The following is a 14,967-nucleotide window of genomic DNA, read 5'->3' on the forward strand; positions in this document are numbered from 1 at the left end:
TAGTTGCCGAGCTTTCATCCTTCCTCGCTTCTTTGCCGTTAAGCGGCACAGCGGGTAACTTCCCCATCCCCCTAGTCCAATGAACCATTGAATTTACATTGGATCTATGGAGTCTGGGGCAGATGAATCTGAGCGAATCCGAACGGCAAGAATTGATGGCGCTGCAACGCAGCCGCACGATGGCCGCGGGTCAGGTACGACGTGCCAGACTGATCCTGTTGCTCGACGAAGGCGCCTCGCGTGGGGCGATCATGAGCAAGTTGGGTTGCGACTCGCGCTTCATCACGACCTGGAAGACGCGTTTCGCGGCCGAGCGCCTCGCCGGGTTGTATGCGCGTCACCCTGGCCGAGCGCCACGCTCGGACCTGGCTGAACTGGAGGCGCGGGTGCTGGAGTACACGCTCAAGCGCAAGCCCGAGGACGGCTCTACGCACTGGAGCAGCCGCAAGTTGGCCGCGCAGCTAGGGCTGCCGTTCATGACCGTGCAGCGCATTTGGCGTAAGCACGACATTCGTCCACATAGGCTGGACAAGCACATGGTCTCCAACGATCCGGCTTTCGAAACCAAGGCGGCCGATGTGATCGGGCTGTACCTGAAGCCGCCGGCCCACGCGGCCGTGTTCTGCGTGGACGAGAAGACCGCGATCCAAGCGCTCGATCGCAAGGACCGGATGCTGCCGCTGTCGCCCGGGCGCGCCCAGAGCCACGGCTTTGAGTACAAGCGCAACGGCACGCTGAGCCTGTTTGCAGCGCTGAATACCGCCACCGGGGAGGTGCTGGGCAAGACTGCAGCGCGCCACACCAGCGCTCAGTTCGTGGCCTTCCTCACCGACGTGCTCAGCAGCCAGCCCAAAGGCCGCGAGATCCACGTCATCTGCGACAACGTCAGCAGCCACAAGACCGCCGCGGTGCAGGCCTTCTTGGCCGAGCACACGAACGTGACGATGCACTACACGCCCACCTACTCGTCTTGGCTAAACCAAGTCGAGAACTGGTTCGCTCGCATCCAGCGCGACGTCATCACGCGCGGCATCTTCACTAGCACCAAGGACCTCCACAAGAAGCTCATGCACTACATCAACCAATACAACAAACGCGCCCAGCCCCTGAAGTGGAAGTACACCGCCCCTCGGCGTCGCATCAGGTGCGATTCCTCTGGTTCAGTGGACTAGTGTGGCGAATAGGACGGGACGTAGCGACGTGTGATGAGGTGGTCGTATTGGCGTTTATGTTGTTGTTCGGCGTAGAGGGTCCAAGTCGTTCGTGGTAAGGCTTTGTTTTCGGGGAAGGTGAGGTGCAGGGCGAGGGCGGTGTCTAGGTCGCGTATTTCCCGTTTTGAGTTTCTTAATTGGGTGGCGAGGTCTTGGCGGATGTAGGGCGCGATCTCGGCGTCGATTAGCTCCGCGAATTTGGAGATGTCGGGTTGTGGGCCGACGACTAAATGGATGTGCCGATTGATTAGGGTGTTTGCGTTGGCACCTAGGACATCGACACGGAAGCCGTTGGCTGCGCCTTCACTGGTCGTGCGGAGCTGTTCGAGACTTTTGGGAATAGGGGTGTCGATGATGGCCGAGAGGCGTTGGCTGATTCTTGAAAACTGCGCTGCTACTGGCTGGCTGCTCAGGTAGCGTAGAAAGTCGAGTGCGGCTTCTCGATTTGGGCTGGTGCGGATGATGCCGAGTTCGGCGGCGTTCATGGGGACTTCGGCGACTTGGCCGAGCGTAAATGGGCCGTAGTGGTGATCGCTCGGCGAGGGAGTGGGAACGGGCAGTCCACGCGTTTTGAAGGGAGCATTCTTTTCCAGTGTGCCGTAGTCCCAAGTGCCCGCGATAATCATAAGGCTGTGTTGGCGGAGGTAGGTGGCGATGGCGTCTTCGTGTTCGAATTGAAGGAAGCCGGGGGTGAACATTTGTGAGAGTTCACTCATGAGCTCTAAGCTGTGGATAAACTCGGGGGTCCGGGAGTAGCTGAAAGTGCCGTCGAGGATGAGGCGGTCTAGCTCAGGCAGGCTCATTGTCCGGCTCGGGCTGTGGTCGCGCACGAGTTTCTGCGTGAGCGAGCGGAGCATTTTTGCAAAAGTGACATTCGCGTAGGGCCGACAACTGGCAATGGGCACGATGCGCTTGCCCGTGCGCTGGTTGTAGTTGCGGACTTGTTCAGCGAGGCGGCGCAAGTCGTCGAAGTCGCGCGGTACGTCGTCTTGCGAGCCGGTGATTTCGCTCAACAGGTCGAGGTTTATGAACAGCCTGTGGGAGACGGTTTGCAGCATTACCGCGTAGATCTCTTCCGAGAGAGAAAGCTGGGAGCTTAGCCCATCGAAGAAGGTGTCGCGCCAGGCGACGCCCTCTAGGCTAGTGCCTGCGTTGTAAGCGTTGGGCTCATCAAGCCACGGCGTGAGTGATACGAAGTGGCGTGTGGGCTCGGGCACATTGAAGGCGTCGAGGATATCGACGGCTGTGCCGCCAACCAGTTGGACTCGCGCCCATATCGGATATAGGCGCTGAGGGACGGCGACTTGGGTGATGCTTACGTTGGGGTGTAGCCGTTGGTAAGACTCGATCGCTGCGGCGAAGCCCTCACGCATGCCAGAGTGTAAATGCGGATGCCCGATGCGTAGCTCGATGCGGTCGCTGGGGACGGGCTGGACGGTGCGCGAAGTCACGCGCCAGAAGGAGGCGACGATGGCGAGACAGAGCACGGCTACGCCAATAACGTTGCGGAAGTGTTTAGCGTTCATGGGGTAGGGGAAAGCTGGGGGAAAGCTAGGCGAGCGACTACTCGCTAGCTAAGGGGGCGGCGCGTGTGCGGGGCGGGGAACCAGAGCGCTAATCCGTATTGGTCGGCGTGTCCAGTGGGTAGCACTAAAAAGCATTGGAAGCTGTGGGGGAACTGCGACAAAGGGAGGCAATGGCCGCCAGTCAAACGGGTCTACGCCTTCGTTTCTTCACTTGGGAAAAGCCGCTGCTTGGGCAGGCGGTCGAGTATTTGACCGCTAGTGCGTTAGCGCAGCGGGCGAGCGCTGTGGGGGGAAATGAGGTCGCTCGGTTATCGGTTCTTCGGGCCTTGGATTTATCGGCGCAGCTTGTAGTGGTGCCGACTCAGCAAGCGGGGCGGCGACTTCGGGAGGCTTTGGCCGCTGGCGCGGCAGCGCAGCGGGCGACGCGTTTGCAGGTCTCGGCGAGCGGCGAGCCCGCTGCGGCGGCGACTTACGCAGCCGCGTCGCGCACGGCCCTTTTCCCGCCGCTTGTGCTGACTTTTGATGCGTTGCTGGAGGTGCTGGGCGAGGCGGGTGCGGGGGGCGGCGCGGTCGCGGGCGCGGGCGCTTCTGCTCAAATCCAACACGCGTCGCCGTCGCAAGTGCTGCTGGCGTGGGTGGATGTTTTGCTCAGCGCGGAGCTTGAGGCGTTTCGTGCCGTGTTTCCGGGCGATCCGCCCGCGCGGAATTTTTCTTGGGCGCGGGGGATGGCTGAGCAGTTGGCGAGCTTGCAGGACGAGTTGCGCGAAAACGGCCTTGGGCTGGTCGAGGTGGCGGCGCGCTTAGAGCCCGACTTTCCCGAGTTTGCGCGTTGGCAGGAGCTCGCGGAGTTGGAGCGGCGGCAGTGTGCGCGGCTGGCGGACTTTGGGCTAGCGGGGCCGCTGGAGGCGCAGCGCGAGTTGTTGGCGCAAGGGAGGCTGCCTGCGGGAATTGAGCGCGTGGTCGTGTTGGCATGGCCGGACCCGCGACCGATGGTTTTGGGGTTTTTAGAGCGCGTCGCTCAAGTCTTGCCGGTCGAGATTTGCGTTTATGCGGCGGAGAGCGAGCGCGACCACTTCGATGGCTGGGGGCGGCCAATCCCCGAAAAGTGGGCGGCTCGGGAATTGCAGTTGCCCGACTTCGCCGCCCGGGTGCGTGTCTGCGCCGACCCGCACGAACAAGCTGAGCGGCTCGCCGATACGGCCGCGCTTTACACTAGAGAGGGGGCTAATGCAGCGCAGGGTTCGCTGGCTTTAGGCGTTCTGGATGCGGAGATTTTGCGCCCTTTGGAGACCGCGCTACGCGAGCGCGGCGTGCCGAGTTTCAATCCTACAGGGAGCGACCGGCGCGGGGATAGGCTGCACCAACTGTTGTGTGCGCTCGCTGCGTTTGCGCGTGAGGACAGTTTTCAAAACTTGGCTCGGCTCGCAAGGCAGCCCGATGTGTTGCTGGCTTTGTTTGGAGCTACGGAGGGGACGCGGTTTTTAGCCGAGTTGGACGGAGTGTATGAGCGGCATTTGCCGCCGGACTTGAGTGCGCTGCGTGCGAAGTGGCGGAGTGTAGACCGCGCGGGAACGGCTGCGCTGAAGCGGCTCGGGGAGTGGCGTGAGGTGCTGCGTAGGGGGGATTTTTCCGCCGCCGGGCAGGCCGTCTTGGCACAGATTTTTCAGGGGCGGAGCTTTGATTTGAGCGTGCCGGAGGATGCGGAGTGGGTCGCTGCCGCTGAAGTGTGGGCGGCGTGCTTGCGCGAGGTCGCGGAGGCGGTGCGGCTTTGCCCTGCGCTAGGCGGCGACGAGCGGTTTGCTAGCGCGGTCGGCGGCGAGCGAGAGGGCGGGGAGGCGTTTCTGGCGCTTGCGATAGAGTGTTATGCGCGGAAGCGAGTTTTTGGGGAGAAGCCAGCGGGGGCGGTCGAGTTGCAGGGCTGGTTGGAGCTGATTTGGGCGGACGCTCCGCATTTGGTCGTGGCGGGGCTAAACGAGGGGAAGGTGCCTGCGTCGGTGAGTGGTGATTTGTTTTTGCCCGAGAGCTTGCGAGCGAAGTTGGGGTTGAAGACCAACGTACAGCGTTTCGCCGTCGATGCGTATTACCTACAATCGCTGGCTGCCTCTCGTGTTGGCGCGGCGCGGTTGGATGTGTTGTTTGGGCGGGTGTCGGCTAAGGGCGACCCGCTAAAACCGTCGCGGTTATTGCTGCGCTGTGAGGAGGAGGACTTGCCGCAGCGCGTGCAGTTTTTGTTTCGCGAGCCGCCTCCGCGTGGCGGCGCAGCTTTGGCGTGGTCGCGCGCGTGGACGTTGCAGTTGCCAGATCCGAGTGAGGTCGAGTTGCCGCTGCATTTACCGGTCACGGGGCTGCGCGCGTGGTTGGCGTGTCCACTGCGGTTTTATTTGTCGCGCGTGCTTAAGTTACGTCCGGTCGATGCGGCGAAAGTCGAAATGGATGCTCGGGACTTTGGCACGCTGTGCCACGCGGCACTTGAGGCGATGGGGCGGGAGGAGGCACTGCGCGGCTGCACGGATGCGCTGCGCTTACAGCGGTTTTTGCGCGAGGCACTTGATGCGGCGGTGGCGCGACAATTTGGGCGGCGGCTAAGCGTCCCGTTGCGGGTGCAGGTGGAGTCGGCGCGGCAACGGCTCGATGCGTTGGCCGTCGAGCAAGCGCGGCTGCATGCCGAGGGCTGGCGGATTAAGCGCGTGGAGTGGGAGTTTGAGTTGCCGATTGGTGAACTCGTCTTTCGCGGAAAGATCGACCGCATCGACGAACACGAGGCGAGTGGAGCCCTGCGCGTCATCGATTACAAAACGAGCGACACGGCTGAGTCGCCCGAGAGAGTGCATTTGGTCTCGCTGCCGAAGGGGGCAGAGCTGCCCGCGTGGAGGCTTTTCCAAGCAGAGGAGGGAAAGAAGCCGCGCGCGTGGGCCGACCTGCAATTGCCGATTTACGAGCGGGTTTGTGCGGGCGAGTTCTCGGGCCGCCCGCTGCGCTGCGGTTATTTTAATTTGCCGCGTGCGGTGGCGGATACGGCCTTGTCGTTGTGGGAGGACTACACGCAGGAGTTGACGGCGTCGGCTTGGGGCTGCGCGGTGGGCGTCGCCGCGGCGATTGCACGGCGCGAGTTTTGGCCGCCGCGTGAGTTGAAGCCTTGGGAGGCGAGGCGCGATGAGTTCGCCACGCTGTTTCAGCGCGGGGCAGCGGACAGTATTTCGTTTGCGAGAAAGGGAGAGGAGGCGGCTGCCCTATGAGTATCGAGCACGAGATGATCCGGGCTTCGGCGGGTTCGGGGAAAACCTACGCGCTGACGAATCGCTTTGTGCGGCTACTCGCGCTGGGCGTGGAGCCCGAGCGAATCATCGCGCTGACGTTTACACGAAAAGCTGCCGGTGAGTTTCTCGACGCGATTTTGGGAAAACTGGCGGGCTGCGCTGCCAGCGAGAAGGCCGCTAGTCGGCTTGGCGCAGAGCTCGGTTTACCAAGCGAGGCCGCTAGGCCGGAGAATTTTCGACGGCTGCTCAGGGCGGTGGTCGACTCGCTGCATCGGCTTCGGCTGGGCACGCTGGATGGTTTTTTTATGGAGATTGCCCAGAGCTTTGCGTTGGAGATCGGGCTGGGCGCGCGCGTCGAATTGCTAGAGGCCCATGCCGAAGCTCAGGTTAAGGCGCAGGTGTTGGGGCAGATTTTCGAGGCCGGGCTTGACGGTGGGGCCCTGTCTGCGACCGCGATCCGCCGCCGAAAAAATCAGGGCTTAGACCGGTTCATTGAGGCGTTTAAGGAGGCGACTTTTGGGCAGGAGGCGAAGCGCGTGGCTGACCAACTGGAGGAGTTTATTCAGGCGCACCAAGAAGTTTTCTTGGACGCTGCGGGGGCGCAGCCGCCAAACTTGAGCGGGCTCGTGGTGGACGATTACGCCGCTGTGCTGGGCGCAGGCGTGATCGCGCTGCGCGAGGCGTTTGAGGATTCGTCGGGCGAGTGGGATGAGAAGCGCAGGCAGTGGTGGGCGCAGCTTTTTGAGGAGTTGGAGGGCTGGGCACCGGGGACTAAGTTGCGCACGCCGTTGGCGAATGTGATTAAGGCGCTGCCGGAGATGCGGGCGGTGACGATGGCGGGTAAGCGGGGCGTCGAGGCTTCGGGAAAGTTGCGCGACGCACTGCTTGCCGTGTCCCGTGCGGTGCTGGGGGGCGAGCTCGCGCGGCGCGTAGCGATGACGCGCGGGGTTTATGCCGTGCTTGCCGCTTACGAAGCGGTTTACGACGCACAGGTGCGCCGCGCGGGACGGCTGACTTTTGCCGATGTCGAGCGGCTGCTTATTCCGGCCCGGCTGGGCACGGGCTTTGCCATGCCGGCAACGGTTGAGGCGCAGGAGCGGCGTTTGCTGCTCGACTACCGGCTAGATGCGCAGATCGACCACTGGATGCTCGACGAGTTTCAGGACACGAGTTTCGGGCAATGGTCGATTTTGAGAAACCTCATTGATGAGGTGATTCAAGACCCGGACGGGCGGCGGAGTTTCTTCTATGTGGGCGACGTGAAGCAGGCGATCTACTCGTGGCGCGGCGGCGATCCGCGACTGTTTAGCGAGGTGTTTGCACACTACGACGCGGCGCTAGCAGGGGCGGGCGGCGACCAGTGCGGGAGCGCGGTCGGCAGTGGGATTGTGGAGCGGCACTTGGATGAGTCGTGGCGTTCGGGCCCGCCGATTATCGAAATGGTCAACCGTGTGTTCGGTGCGGCGGAGACCTTGGACGCTCTTTTTTCTAAGGACGAACACGCGGGCAGAGCTGCAGGTGGGGGCGTGCATGAGTGGAACGCGCAGTGGCGCGAGCATCGTTCGGCGCGGCCAGATTTGGGTGGGCACGCCGCGCTGCTTCTAGTGGAGGCAGACAGCCGAAATAAGGAAGTGGGAAGGCGCTCACGGTTTGAGGCGACGCTGGCTTTGTTGCGCGAACTGCCTCCGCCGAGTGCAGCGTTTTCAATCGCGGTGCTTGTGCAGAGTAACGCCGCGGCGGCGGAGCTTTCCGACTACTTGCGCAGTGAGGGCGGGATTGAGGCGGTAGCTGAGGCCGACTTGCATGTGTGCACAGATAATCCGGTGGGCGCGGCTTTACTCGCGTGCGTGCAAGCGGCGGCGCATCCGGGCGACCGGGTTGCGTGGGCCCATGTAGAGGCCTCGCCCCTTTTATCTTGCGGCGGGCCGCTCGCCGGAGGCCCGTCAGGCCGGGCTGCTGTGACGCTGGACTTGAGTGCGCCGTTGTTCGGGCTGGGGCCGATTATCGAGCGGTTGGAAGCGCGGTTGAGTGGGGATGCGTTTAGCTGTTTGCGTTTGAGGCAATGGGCTTTGGCGGCGGCGGAGTTCGAGGATACCGGCAGCCGAGATCCCGATGAGTTTATTGCCTTTATGCGTGGCTACACTTTGCGCGAGCCGGACTCGGTAGGCGTGGTGCGCGTGATGACGGTTCATAAGTCGAAGGGGCTGGGCTTCGATGCGGTCATCTTGCCCGATCTTCAGGGAGATCGGCTGGACCAGGCGCGAAAGGGCTTGGCGGTGAAACGCGACGCGGAGCGGCAGGTCGAGTGGGTGCTGGATTTGCCGTGCAAGGAAATCGCCGAGAAGGTCGGCGTGTTGGCGGATTATTTGCGCGAGGCGCAAGCCGAGGGGCTTTATGAAAAGCTTTCGTTGCTTTATGTGGCGATGACGCGGGCCAAGCGTGCGCTCTACACGATTATTGAGGAGCCGGGGTCCAGCTCGAAGTCGGCGAACTTTCCTAAGCTTTTAGTCGAGACCTTGGGTGCGGATGAACCGTGTGCGGTGCAGGTTGGCGGACTGACACTGCGCGGGGCTTGGGAGGCGGGGGACTTTGCTTCGGTTGCGGCGAATGCGAAGGCGGCGGCGGCCGCTTCCGAAGGGGAGCTTCCTCCGCCCGTGCGGGTAGAGGGCGCGGTCGAGCCGCGTTTCCCGAGCTTGGTGGCACGGCGGCCCAGTGACCAGACGAGCGGCGTGCGGACTGCAGAGCAGCTTTTTGCGCCGTCGCCAAGCGGGGCTTCAGAAGCCGGAAGTTTTGGCCGCGAGGTGCATCGGCTTTTTGCGGTCGCAGACCGTTTTATTGTGCGCGGCGTCGCTGCCGCAGGGGCGGAGTTCTTCACTGAGGCCGAAGCGCTCGTTGCAGCCTGCCTCGCTGCGCCTGCGTTGGCGCAGGTGTGGGCCCGCCGCGCCAATCGAGAGTTGTGGTGCGAGCGGCGCTTTGAGGCCGTGATCGGAGGCCAATGGGTTACGGGCGTCTTTGACCGTGTGATTGTGGACTGCGCAGAAAACGGTGAGCCGCTGCGAGCGGAGGTTTACGACTTTAAGACCGATGAGGACACGGCGGGCGCAGCTGAGCGGCACGCGCCACAACTCGCGCTCTATCGCGCTGCGGCTGCGCAACTGACTGGCCTGCCAGAGGAAGCCGTCCGCAGCTTCCTTGTTCTGACGAAAACGCAGGAACTCGTCGAGCTGGTCCCGTGAGTGAGCGGCGCGCGGCCGTTGTTTCTCCTGAGGCGCACGCTGAGTCCTGCCGTCCGAAAAAAAGCTCAAAGAGGCTTTACAGTGGAAAATGGGTTTCTCACGGTTGGCCCCTTTAATTTCTGAATCATGGGTAATCTTAAGAAGAAACGTCGTCTGAAGATGTCGCAGCACAAGCGGCGCAAGCGCTTGAAGTCGAACCGGCACAAGAAGCGCACTTGGTAAGGCGCGGAGTCGCAGACCGTTTCACGCGGTGGGCCCTGCGGGGCCCTCGCCTTGGTCTGTGAGTCACTGCATTTTCGCGCGACGTCCATCTGGGGCGTCGCTGCTTTTTTTTGCCCGAGTGCCGCGAGTCGTTTGAGGCAGGCCGATACGCTTTTTCCCCACGCGTAGTGGAGGTCTGTGACCTCTAACACTGACCGCGCGGACGGTCGTGAACCGTTTCCATTTTGCGAGCCGCGACGGAGCCAGATTTTGAGCCGCAGCGCGGCTAACAGGCCCTAATCAACTAGCCGTTGGAACTGTGTGGTCGCGGCTTCGCGCAGTGTGGGGCGCGGCGCTTGCTCAAGGTAAAGCCAGCGGGCGGCGAGCTGTTGGGCTTCGGCAAGTGGCAGTCCGCGCTCGGGGCCGAGTGCATAAAGCGCGGTCGCCCAAGCATCTGCCTCCATGCAGGTCGGCGCGAAGACGGTGACGCTGTGCAGGGCATCGTGCGTGCTGCCGATGCGGGTGTGGTGACTGCGCTCATTTGCCGTTTTCCGCTCCTCAAAATCATCGAGTCGGAGGATGTGCCCGATGCGTTTGCCGCTCACTTCGTCCTCAAAGTGGTGGTGTGCATTTCCCGAGGTGGCGACGGCCAGTTCGCAGAGTCCGGCGACGCTTCTGGGGACTTCGGATTGGGCGGTTTTCTCGGTGTCGGAGGCGGTGGGTGTTTCGAGATAGCACCACCAGGGCTGACCATCGGGTTTGCAGCCGCGCCCGCGTGCTTCGCCGCCGATTTCGATAAAATGATGATGCCAGCCGGCGGCGTGGAGGCGTTCGCTGGCGAGATCGACGGCGTAGCCTTTGGCGATTGAGCACAGGTCGATGTGCAGCGGGGAGTTTGTGGAGGCGCAGTCGCCGTGGCTAGGGCGTTGGCGGACTGTGCGGCGTGCGGTGTCGAGCTCGAGGCGGCGGTAGTCGGCTCGAGCGCGTGCGGCGCGAACTGCAGGCGAGTCGATTGAGTGGCGCGCCGCAGGATCACCCGGGCCGAAGCCGAGGAGCTCGGTCACTTCGCCGAGTGCAGGGCTGTAGGCTCCGTCAGTGAGTGCGGCGACTTCGAGTGCACGGGCGAGGACGTGTGCGGTTTCTGGGGCGAGTGAGAGCCACTCGCCGGGGGGCGTGCGCGCAAAGCAGGCGAGGTCGGACTCGGGCTCCCAAGGGCTCATCCGGGAGACGACTTCGTCAAAAGTCTTTATGAGGATGGCGTTGGCTTGTGCGGCATCGTCGGCGTGAGCGGTGGCGCGTTCGACGATCCGCGCACGCCAATACGTGCCCATCGTCGCTCCGGTGAGCGTGTGTACGGGCCTAAAACTATGACCGCCCCCGAAGTCTAAACTCGGGGGCAGCTCAGTGGGCAGGAGCACGCGTCGCGGCTGCGTCTCGTCGAGCGCAGCGGGCGCACCGGAGAGATCGAAGGTCACAGGACTTCGAGGATTACGGCGTAGCTGGAGCTTTTGGTGGAGGGCACGCCGTGGAGTGTTCCTTGGGACGAGGCTTGGGCTTGGACATGGTAGCGGCCCGCTCCGGGCCACTCGATCCTGACCCAGCCTTCGGAGTCGGAGTAGAGGTCGATGGCGCCTTCTTCGTCGCGGTAGCGGTCGCCTTCGCGGACGACCGTGACCTTCGCGTTGGCGACGGGCTTGCCGTCGGCGAGGACGCGGAAGGTGGCGGGCTCGTCGACGTACACATCGTTGGGGTGGGTTTGCTCGAAGCCGAGCTCGACCCCAGTGCCTTCGGGCTTGAGGACGGTGTCGTTGGGCTCGCCGAGGGTGACGAAGGTCACCAGGCGGCTGCGTCCGCGCTCACTGAGGGCGAACTCGGGCTTGCTGGCGAGGTCTTGGGCCTTGAGCTCTTCGAGCGTGCCGCGCCAGCGAACGCGTTGGCCGTCTTCGCCGAGGTAGCTGCCGAAGTAGGTGGGCGCAGCAGGCGCTTGAGCTGCGGCTGGGCGGATACCTTGTGGCGTGGGAGGGCCACCGCGACCTTGCGGGGCTCCAGGGGCCGCGGGGATTTGCTCAATGCGGTAGGTGCCGGGCTCGGTGAGTTCGAGCTCGAAGCCACTGCGGAGCCGGCCGTTGAAGGCGTTGATGAGTTCACGGGGTTGACCGTCGGGGCCGGTGACGCCGATTTGCTCGACGGGGATTGCTCCGCGGTTGGGATTGAAGAGGAAGTTGGAGCGGGCGGCTTCGAAGCTGACCCAGCGAGTGGCCTTGCTGAGAACCGTCTGGCTGGGGACGATCCAAGAGCGTGCGGCTTGGGCGGTTGGCACGAGCCCTAGCGGGGCGAGGAGTGCGAGGAGGGCGGCGGCTGCGGAGACGCGCTTAAAGGAGAGGCGAGGAATCATGATTCGGGAGGAGGGGAATGCGGTTTGTTGTGTGAGTGAGTGGCGTAGTGGTATTGTAACTACGAAGGGTGTGCGCGCAGTTTAGTTGGACTGGCGTAGGGTGATGGCCCCGAGCTCGCGTTCGCCGCTCGCAGTGATGTCGAGGGCTTGGGCTTTCGACCAAGTAAAGGGGACGCTGACAACTTCGCGGCCGCCTTTTTCACGCACAGCTTCGATTTGGAGGGTGTATTCGGCTCCTTCGGTGAGGCTTTCGGTGAGCGCGACAGGGACTTGGATTTCGTGGACGCCGACGGGGCGCGTCGGGCCGCTGAGTCCGTCCATAGGCATTTCGAGCGAGCGGCCCGATTTGCGCCACCACTGGCGCAGGTCTTTTAGCCAAGTGTCATCGTTGCGGCGGACTAAGTGCCAGACGCTGACGTTGTGGTGCGCCTTGTCGGGGCCTTCGAGCCAGACTGCCACGTAAGGGCGGTGGTACTCGGCCACGTTGAGCCGAGGCAGCTCGACTGTCGCGGTGAGTTCACTTGCGGAGGCGGCACCGGCGACGGCGAGCCCGGGCGCGAGGCACAGGAGGTTTTTGCGGATTATGGAGGACATAGGAATGGTGGGTATTCTGTTAAGGCGGTGACGGGTTGTGTGTGAGTGGGGCGTTTCTAGCGGTTTTTTGAGGGGCGACTAAAGGTGGGCGAAAAAGATCAGGATGATGATTGGCAGGACGATCCCGCCGAGGACGACGGGCCAAGTCGTAGGGCGGCGCTTGGCGTGGACGTAGAGCAGGCACAGGCCGGTGAGGGTAAAGATCACGCAAGCGATCGCGAAGATATCCATGTACCAACTCCACGCGGTGCCGGTGTGGCGGCCTTTGTGCAGGTCGTTGAGGTAGGAGATCCAGCCTCGGCGGGTGACTTCGTGCACGATGTCGCCGGACTCGCGGTCGATAGTCATCCACGCGTCGCCGCCCGGGCGGGGGAGGTCGACATAGATTTCTTCGGGCGACCACTCAAAGGAGCGTCCGCCGACATAGATGCCGAGCTCCTTGTCGAGCCAGTGACGGAGCGCTGCGGGGAGCGGTTTTTTCACGTCGTCGCCCTCCTCGTCGCTGTACGCGATTGTCGCGAAGAGTTCCGCGGGAATCGTCGCAGTGCGCTCAGTGATTTGCGGCTCGGCGGGGATCTGGTCGGCGTGGTTGAGCGTCACGCCGGTGAAGGAGAAGACGAGCATTGAGGCGAGGCAGATCGCGCTGCTGACCCAGTGCCAAAGGTAAAACTGTTTCGTCCACCATGCTTTGGCGGGCTGTTTGCGCGGGGGGAGCGGTTTACGCGTGCCTGCTGCGCCTGCGGGGCGGGCGCCTGCTCCCGAAGGAGTTGGGCGGGCGGCGGCTGCGGATGCTCCGGCGGCGGCCGTGGGGCGCGGGCTCGCCGAGCTTGGGCGCGGGGTCGGAGTCGGTCTGACAGGTCTGGGGGTGGCGGCAGGGGAGAGGGGGTCGGGCGCGTTTGCGTTGTGGGCTGGCGTTTCGGGCGGTTCCGCGTTGGTCGGGGGGACTGAGTTGGGCATTTAAAATGAGTCGAGTCGTGATTAAAAACCGCCGCCAGCCTAGGTCAGAACGTTGGGTTTGATTTTGTTTGAACTGTGGCCTTTGCGAGAAAGCCGGAAGACGCTGACCTAGGGAACCGATGGCGGCGGATCGGTTCCGAGGAAAGATGGCCCCTAGAGCGCGTCAATATGATACTGAGACTTTATCTCATAAAATTTAAGTCTCCCCAAAAACACTCTTCCTTCGCGGCTTAGGGCGGCTCACTCTGTGGTTATGAGTGAGACACTAGAGCTAAGTTTTGAGGATGCGGCCCGTAACTATCCGATTTTCTTTGCAGAAGACTTGAGCACGCAGATTCGCCAAGCGGTCGCGGCACTGTGCGCGGAGGGGCGGCGGGCCGTGGTCTTTACCGATGAGAATTTCCTAAACGCCCAGGGCGCCTTCCTAGATGCGAGCTTTGGCCCGAAGGGGGAGTCGGGGGGAGTTTCCCGCTTGGTTTTCGCGGCGGGCGAGGGCACGAAGTCGGTGGCTGAGCTTGCGCGGGCTTGGGATTTCCTGGGGGCGCAGCGAGTGGATCGCGGAGGCGTGATTTTTGCGGTAGGGGGCGGTGTCGTGGGCGATTTGGCGGGCTTTGCCGCGGCGAGCTGGCAGCGCGGCATCGCATTTTACCAAGTGCCGACGACCCTGCTGGCGATGGTCGATAGCTCCGTGGGCGGGAAGACAGGGATCAATATCGCGGCGGGGAAGAACCTCGTGGGCGCCTTTCACCAACCGCGTGCGGTGTTTGTCTCGACAGGGCTTTTGCAGACACTGCCCCCGCGCGAGTTTGCGGCGGGCATGGCCGAGGTAATTAAATATGGGCTCTTGGGGGATTTGGGGCTGTTTGAGCAGTTGGAAGCCGAAGCGCTGCGTGTGGGGAGCGCGGGGCTCGGGCCGGTGATACGGCGTTGTTGTGAGATAAAGGCGGGGATCGTTCGTGCCGACGAGCGCGAGACGGCCAAGGAGGGCGGGCGCGCACTGCTCAATCTCGGCCACACCTTCGGCCATGCGGTCGAGCAAGTCGCGGGCTATGGCGCGTACTTACACGGCGAGGCGGTGGCGATTGGGCTCGTGGCCGCGGGTGATCTGTCGCGCCGATTAGGCTTTATTGATGCGCAGGCTTGCGAGCGGATTTCGGCAGTGCTGGCCGCGCATGACCTGCCCTTGCGACTGCGGGAGCCCTTGTCCGCCGAGGCACTGATTGATGCGATGCGCCGCGATAAAAAAGTGCGGGCGGGGCTGCCGCGCTTTGTCGTTTTGCGGGCGCTCGGCGAGGCGATTACGAAAGACGGCATTAGCGAGGAACTCGCCCGCGCGTGCTTCGCGGGGATTGGTGCGGGTGAGTAAGCGATGCGTCCGAATCGCGTAGGGCACACGAAAGAGTGCGCGAAGGGGAAATAAGAAACAGACAAGTAAAGTGAATGAATCGGTTTTGGCTTAGGCGACAGTGAACAAGAGGTTTCATGGTCTCACCATGAAACCTCTCTCTAAAATGTCTTTTCTTGCTGTTTTATTTTCTCAGATTTTATCTTTATCACTAGCGAATACGAAATTACCCCCCCCCCCCCCCC

Annotated in this window: 9 protein-coding genes and 1 pseudogene; 5 read left to right on the forward strand and 5 right to left on the reverse strand. The window is 62.8% G+C overall.

The window, feature by feature from the left end:
• The first annotated feature begins 122 nt into the window (after positions 1–122).
• Positions 123–1,172: an IS630 family transposase gene (locus AXK12_RS04035; RefSeq protein ID WP_068711706.1), complete on the forward strand. Its 1,050-nt coding sequence runs from the start codon at positions 123–125 to the stop codon at positions 1,170–1,172.
• Here AXK12_RS04035 and AXK12_RS04040 read toward each other — a convergent pair.
• Positions 1,169–2,737 (reverse strand): ABC transporter substrate-binding protein, encoded by a 1,569-nt coding sequence (locus AXK12_RS04040; RefSeq protein ID WP_068711708.1) that lies wholly within the window; start codon positions 2,735–2,737, stop codon positions 1,169–1,171. The genes AXK12_RS04035 and AXK12_RS04040 overlap by 4 nt on opposite strands.
• Positions 2,738–2,907: 170 nt before the next feature.
• Here AXK12_RS04040 and AXK12_RS04045 point away from each other — a divergent pair, with 170 nt between their 5' ends.
• From AXK12_RS04045 to AXK12_RS08505, 3 genes are all read left to right on the forward strand, one after another.
• A complete protein-coding gene (locus tag AXK12_RS04045; protein ID WP_156468844.1) occupies positions 2,908–5,973 on the forward strand; it encodes a PD-(D/E)XK nuclease family protein in 3,066 nt (1,021 codons plus the stop codon).
• Complete coding sequence (locus AXK12_RS04050; protein ID WP_068711712.1) at positions 5,970–9,230, forward strand: UvrD-helicase domain-containing protein; 3,261 nt, start codon at positions 5,970–5,972, stop codon at positions 9,228–9,230. The genes AXK12_RS04045 and AXK12_RS04050 overlap by 4 nt, the downstream gene beginning before the upstream one ends.
• A gap of 126 nt (positions 9,231–9,356) precedes the next feature.
• Complete coding sequence (locus tag AXK12_RS08505; protein ID WP_082782632.1) at positions 9,357–9,452, forward strand: AURKAIP1/COX24 domain-containing protein; 96 nt, start codon at positions 9,357–9,359, stop codon at positions 9,450–9,452.
• A gap of 275 nt (positions 9,453–9,727) precedes the next feature.
• Here the strand turns inward: AXK12_RS08505 and AXK12_RS04055 are convergent, their stop codons facing one another.
• The 4 genes and pseudogenes from AXK12_RS04055 to AXK12_RS08930 form a co-directional block, all read right to left on the reverse strand.
• A complete protein-coding gene (locus tag AXK12_RS04055) occupies positions 9,728–10,906 on the reverse strand; it encodes an FAD:protein FMN transferase (RefSeq protein ID WP_068711714.1) in 1,179 nt (392 codons plus the stop codon).
• Entirely contained in the window at positions 10,903–11,826 is a 924-nt protein-coding gene (locus tag AXK12_RS04060; RefSeq protein ID WP_068711716.1) for a DUF4198 domain-containing protein, read from the reverse strand. Before AXK12_RS04060 ends, AXK12_RS04055 begins: the two co-directional genes overlap by 4 nt.
• Before the next feature lie 81 nt (positions 11,827–11,907).
• Positions 11,908–12,420, reverse strand: a complete 513-nt coding sequence (locus AXK12_RS04065; RefSeq protein ID WP_156468845.1) for a DUF2271 domain-containing protein — start codon at positions 12,418–12,420, stop codon at positions 11,908–11,910.
• Positions 12,421–12,498: 78 nt separating this feature from the next.
• Positions 12,499–13,131 (reverse strand): annotated as a pseudogene (locus AXK12_RS08930) (PepSY-associated TM helix domain-containing protein); the annotation flags it as partial.
• A 499-nt stretch (positions 13,132–13,630) separates the two neighbouring features.
• On the opposite strand from AXK12_RS08930, the gene aroB reads away from it, so the two are divergent.
• Positions 13,631–14,743 carry a 3-dehydroquinate synthase gene (aroB, locus tag AXK12_RS04075; protein WP_068711720.1) on the forward strand — a complete coding sequence of 371 codons (1,113 nt, stop codon included), beginning with the start codon at positions 13,631–13,633 and terminating at the stop codon, positions 14,741–14,743.
• Positions 14,744–14,967 lie beyond the last annotated feature (224 nt).

The organism is Cephaloticoccus capnophilus, from assembly GCF_001580045.1.
In the GTDB taxonomy this organism is placed as follows: Bacteria; Verrucomicrobiota; Verrucomicrobiia; order Opitutales; family Opitutaceae; genus Cephaloticoccus; species Cephaloticoccus capnophilus.